Origin of the sequence: Fodinibius sp. (genome assembly GCF_041642155.1) — a bacterium.
Classification (GTDB): Bacteria; Bacteroidota; Rhodothermia; order Balneolales; family Balneolaceae; genus Fodinibius.
Genome location: NZ_JBEPWZ010000202.1, coordinates 1 through 5,467, shown reverse-complemented (window position 1 = coordinate 5,467; position 5,467 = coordinate 1). Strand labels below are relative to the sequence as shown.

The following is a 5,467-nucleotide window of genomic DNA, read 5'->3' as shown; positions in this document are numbered from 1 at the left end:
GGCAAATGCGGAGGCGGTCGGCATTGGGATGTTCATTCACTTCCAGCACTTCACCGACGACAACGCCTTCCAGAATGCTGCCGTAAGCGGTAACTTCTTCCACTTCCAGACCGATCAACGTGAGTTTTTCGGCCGTCTTCTGCGGGGATAAGTCCAGGTTTATAAATTCAGTGAGCCAGTTGTACGAAATTTTCATGGAGCTGCAGGTCAGTTTAAGCGGTCATCATGTACGGAGGCGAGGTCTTTTCGTGTAAATCTCATTCCTTAAAGAGTCTCGGCCCGTAATCGCGATGACGGGTGAAAAGCATTAGATTAATGGAATTGTTCTAAAAAACGGGTGTCATTGTCGTAAAAGATACGAATATCGTCAATCTGATGGCGAAGCAGGGCAATACGTTCCACGCCCATGCCCCAGGCAAAACCGGTATATTCTTCGGGATCAATATCAACGGCCAGCAATACATTGGGGTCGACCATGCCCGACCCCAGGATTTCGAGCCAGCGTCCGCTCCCGTTGATCTCCCACCAGATATCCATTTCAAGGCTTGGTTCGGTAAAAGGGAAGAAACCGGGCCGCAAGCGGTATTTGACATCACTGCCGAACATCAGCTGCGCAAAACTGATAAGCGTTTCTTTGAGTTCGGCAACGCTCACATCCGTATCGATATATAAAGCCTCGACCTGGTGGAAAAGGAAATAAGATTTGGGAGACACCGCCTCATTTCGGTAGACGCGCCCGGGCATGATCGTTCGAATAGGCGGCTCCTTCTCCTGCATCAGGCGGATTTGAACCGGGGAGGTGTGCGTGCGAAGGACGAGGTCCTCGGTCTCCGGGTCGTCGCTCTTTCGGATGAAAAAGGTATCCTGTTCGTCGCGTGCCGGGTGGTTCGGAGGAAAGTTGAGCGCGGTGAAGTTATGAAAATCATCTTCCACCTCCGGACCGTCTGCGATAGAAAACCCGAGCCGATAAAATATCTCTTTCATCTCCTCGAGCGTCTGTGTCAGAGGATGATAGGAGCCGGCGGGGTAGGGAGGAGCGGGCAGTGAAAGGTCATCTTTGGCGCTTAGCGTTGCCGATTCCTTACGCTGCAGGCGCTTTTTGTGTTCTTCGAATGTTTTCTCGGCAAGGTTTTTAACCGCATTCATCGCCTTGCCGATTTTTGCTTTCTTTTCGTCGGGTACCTCGCTCATCCGGGAAAACATAGCCGGCACTTTGCCTTTCCGGGATAAAAATTCCAGTCGGAAAGTCTCCAGCTCTTCTTCGTCGGCTATCGTAACACGGGCAATTTCTTCTTTCAGTGCTTCTATGTCATCCAGCATGAGAAATAAAATGATTAATCGATCCTAAATTATGCGTTGTGAAACAGGTCCGGTAATCAGGCCGGCCGTGCGCTATCGCCGATCCCGGCGTATAAAAAAGGTAATGGAATCTATTTAATTCAAAAAAATCCTTCAATAAAAATAAAAAGCCGATCCATCCTGTATTCATACATACAAAGGAGGACCGGCTTTAAGTAGTACAGATGCTGTTAATTTGCTGCTTCTTCAACTATAGCGCTGAAAGCATCCGGATCATTGACGGCGAGGTCCGCCAGGACCTTCCGGTTGATCTCGATATTTTTCTTGTTAAGGGCCCCCATCAATCTTGAATAGGTCGTGTCGTTCTGACGGGCAGCCGCATTAATGCGTGTGATCCAGAGCTTTCGGAATTCACGTTTACGAACTTTGCGGTCGCGATACTGATACAGCATCCCTTTTTCTACCGCATTTTTCGCAAATTTATAAACATTACTGCGCTTGCCCCAGTAACCTTTCGCCTGATCTAAAATCTTGCGGCGACGGCGACGGGAAGCCACCTTATTTCTTGAACGTGGCATTTGGTCTGATGTTTAAGGATTAATGTAATAGTTAGAGAGCTTTGCAAAACCGTTCTTTTGGACGATCTCTGCTTTTTTCGCGCATTCAACTTCCTCACATATGCTTATATATATGCTGTGGTTTTGAATGTGCTCAGGCTTTGATGTAGACCAAAATTCCTGGTTCTTAATGCCCTCTGTTAATGAATATTCGTTGTTTATTTATAAGGAAGCATCTGCTCGACATCCTTTTTCTGCGTCTTGTCGACGGTCGTTGTCTTGCCGAGTTTTCGCTTTCTTTTGCTTCGTTTTTTAGTGAGGAGGTGACTTTTACCGGCTTTTTTACGCATAATTTTACCGGAAGCAGTCTTTTTGAACCGTTTTTTAGCCCCACTGTTCGATTTCATCTTTGGCATAGCGAAACACCTATATAAAGATTTCTTAAAATTAAAAGGCTTGAAAGATAGTGATTATAGTTTACAGAATAAACCATAATGCAAAACAAAATTACCCCTCACGCCCGGGTTCTGTGAACACCGGTTTCCCTAAGAACCGCCCTTGCCGGTAGGAGCCAGCATCATAATCATTCGGCGGCCCTCCATGTTCGGCTTGGTCTCGATTTCGCTTATGTCGTTTAACTCTTCGGCCAACTCCAACAGAAGCTCTTTACCCCTGTCGGTATAGAGCATGTCGCGACCGCGAAACTGAACCGTGGCTTTTACCTTGTCCCCGTCTTCCAGGAAACCGCGGGCATGCCGCGTCTTGAAATTGAGATCGTGGTCGTCCGTATTGGGACGAAAACGAAGTTCTTTGACCTGAACGGTATGCTGTTTCTTCTTGGCCTCTTTCTCTTTCTTCTTCTTTTTATACATGTATTTCCCGAAGTCAAGCACTTTACATACCGGGGGATCGGCATTGGGCGCTACTTCGACAAGGTCCATTCCATAGGATTCAGCTATTTCCAATGCACGGTCGATAGGGACAACTTCATGTTCCTTTTCAACCTTTTCAGGGTGTATAACCCTTACTTTGGATGCCCTTATTTCCTCATTAGCACTGGGGCGGTCGTCATTGCCCCGTGGTCGTCGTCGTCTGCGTCTTGCGATAAGTAACCTCTACTGTTTTATTAAAATTTAATTAATGCGGCGGTAGCTCTTTGTTAGCAATCTCTGCAGTGAGATTAGAAATAAATTCAGAAAAATCAAAAGTCCCGATATCACCTTTTTTATGGCGGCGAACGGAAACTGTTCCGCTGGATTCTTCATCACTGCCTACTATTAACATATATGGAATCTTGCTCGTTTCAGCATCGCGGATTTTTCCCCCGATTTGCTCGCTTCGGGTATCCACCTCCGTTCGAACGTCGTGCTGTTTTAGTTCAGCGGCACATTTGTGGGCGTAGTCGTTAAATTCATCAGCAATAGGGATAATCTGAACCTGCACCGGAGCCAGCCAGACAGGAAAATCGCCGGCAAAATGTTCGATGAGGATGCTTACAAACCGCTCCATGGATCCGAACGGCGCACGGTGGATAATGACCGGGCGGTGTTTCTCATTGTCCGAGCCCACGTAGGTCAGGTCAAAGCGCTCCGGCATCACATAGTCGACCTGCACGGTGCCCAGCTGCCATTTTCGTCCGATGGCATCCTTGATAATAAAGTCGAGCTTGGGACCGTAGAAGCTTGCTTCGCCCCGGCCGATGAAGTAGTCCAGTCCCATCTTATCAGCCACTTCCTGGATCTGTCGTTCGGCCTTATCCCAGGAGGAGGCGTCCCCCGCATATTTCTCAGTGTCTTCGGGATCGCGAAAAGAAAGCCGGGTCTTGACGGGCATCTCAAATGTTTTGAAAACAAGCTGGGTCAGGTCTATTGCATTTTCAAGCTCCTCTTTCAGTTGTTCCTCCATGCAGTAGATATGGGCATCGTCCTGGGTAAAGCCCCTGACTCTGGAGAGTCCGCTCAACTCACCGGACTGTTCATAGCGATAAACCGATCCGAATTCCGCGAGACGGATGGGCAGGTCGCGATATGATCGCAGCTTGGATGAATATATGCGGTGATGATGAGGACAGTTCATCGGTTTGAGCAGATATTCCTCCTCATCAACCTTGATGGGCGCGAATTGCGACTCTTTGTAATAAGGATAGTGCCCTGATGTTTTGTAGAGTTCAATATTGCCGATATGAGGCGTGATCACTTCCTGGTATCCTCTTTTCAGCAGTTCCTCTTTGAGAAACCCCTCGAGAGCCCTTCTTAAAACGGTCCCTTTTGGTTTCCAGACCGGCAGTCCCTGCCCCACCATTGAATCCATCATATATAAGTCCAGTTCTTTCCCCAGCTTACGGTGATCGCGCTTTTTGGCTTCTTCCACCTGTTTGATATACTGGCTCAGAAGCTTTTGTTTGGGAAAGGTAATGCCGTAGATACGTGTCAACTGTTTGCTGTCTACATCGCCGCGCCAGTAAGCGCCGGCGAGACTCGTTAACTTTACGGCTTTTATGCGGCCGGTGTGCGGGATATGGGGACCCCGGCACAGATCCGTGAAGCTGCCCTGCCGGTAGAAGGTGATAGTGCCGTCTTCGAGGTCTTCAATGAGGTCTATTTTATATTCGTTGTCTCGTTTTTTATAGAAGTCGAGCGCTTCCTTCCTGGATACCGGTTTTCGTTCAAACTCATTCTTGTTCCGGGCCAGTTCAATAATTTTATCCTCAATTTCATCGAGATCGTTCTGGCTTACGGTTTGATCGCCGAAGTCGATATCATAGTAAAAACCGTTTTCAATCGGGGGACCAATACCGAATTTGGCCTGGGGATACAGTTCCTGTACCGCTTCGGCCAGTACGTGCGCGGAAGAATGCCAGAATGTATATTTGCCGTCGTCGCTGTCCCAGGTATTAATGGTAATTGTGCCGCTTTCTTCAATAGGGCGGCTCAGATCCATAATCTCCTCATCAAGGGTAATGCTCAGCGCCTCCCGGGCGAGACCCATCGATATGGATTCTGCAATTTCACGTCCGGTGATTCCTTTCGGAAATTTTTTTTCGGTTCCGTCCGGAAAGGTGATCGTAATTTGTTCAGGCATTCAGTGTAAATATACTTTTGTAAAAATAGTTTCTGTAACTGGAGCCTCTAAAGATATAAAAATTAAAAAAGAGGCACAGACGATTTTCTCCGTTATTTTCAAGAGAGTTTTGCCAAACCGCTCTTTTGGCCAATCCCGGCATTTTCGGGCATTCATACTCTTCACATAGGCCTATATTTGCGGTGGTTTTGAGTGCGCCAAGGCTTTGTAATTGATAATGATTAATACTCCTGGATTTAAGAGCCTCCTTCTTATTTAATTCCTGAAATAACTCAACCCGCCTGTTCACCCGGGCTACGGAAAGCAGGCAGGCTTATTTGATGGGTTAGGCCGGCCTATGGGTTATGAGAGGCCTCTTTTGGTGTTACCTGCTCCCCTCCGCAAGTTCACGCCGTGCGGAGGGGAACCTGCATGGCGGCTACTGATCACTGTTGAGCAGTTCTTCAATTTCATTCATTTTTTCCCCGAAGAGCGACCAGTCTCCATCCTGCATCGCATCGTTTGCTTCTTCCCACAGCGTGCGGAGTTGG

General features: G+C 47.8%; 6 protein-coding genes. All 6 read right to left on the bottom strand.

The window, feature by feature from the left end; genetic code table 11:
* Positions 1-196: hypothetical protein (locus ACESLU_RS10995; RefSeq protein ID WP_372638694.1), on the bottom strand; the 196-nt coding region annotated here is incomplete at its 3' end.
* Between the two features lie 116 nt (positions 197-312).
* Positions 313-1,320: a phenylalanine--tRNA ligase subunit alpha gene (gene pheS, locus ACESLU_RS10990; protein ID WP_372638693.1), complete on the bottom strand. Its 1,008-nt coding sequence runs from the start codon at positions 1,318-1,320 to the stop codon at positions 313-315.
* A 209-nt stretch (positions 1,321-1,529) separates the two neighbouring features.
* Positions 1,530-1,877: a 50S ribosomal protein L20 gene (rplT, locus tag ACESLU_RS10985; protein ID WP_372638692.1), complete on the bottom strand. Its 348-nt coding sequence runs from the start codon at positions 1,875-1,877 to the stop codon at positions 1,530-1,532.
* 197 nt (positions 1,878-2,074) lie between these two features.
* Positions 2,075-2,272 (bottom strand): 50S ribosomal protein L35, encoded by a 198-nt coding sequence (gene rpmI / locus ACESLU_RS10980; protein ID WP_372638691.1) that lies wholly within the window; start codon positions 2,270-2,272, stop codon positions 2,075-2,077.
* Between the two features lie 129 nt (positions 2,273-2,401).
* The gene (gene infC, locus ACESLU_RS10975; RefSeq protein ID WP_372638695.1) at positions 2,402-2,962 is read right to left on the bottom strand and encodes a translation initiation factor IF-3; all 561 of its coding nucleotides are present in this window, start codon (positions 2,960-2,962) and stop codon (positions 2,402-2,404) included.
* Between the two features lie 31 nt (positions 2,963-2,993).
* Positions 2,994-4,937 (bottom strand): threonine--tRNA ligase, encoded by a 1,944-nt coding sequence (thrS, locus tag ACESLU_RS10970; protein ID WP_372638690.1) that lies wholly within the window; start codon positions 4,935-4,937, stop codon positions 2,994-2,996.
* Positions 4,938-5,467 lie beyond the last annotated feature (530 nt).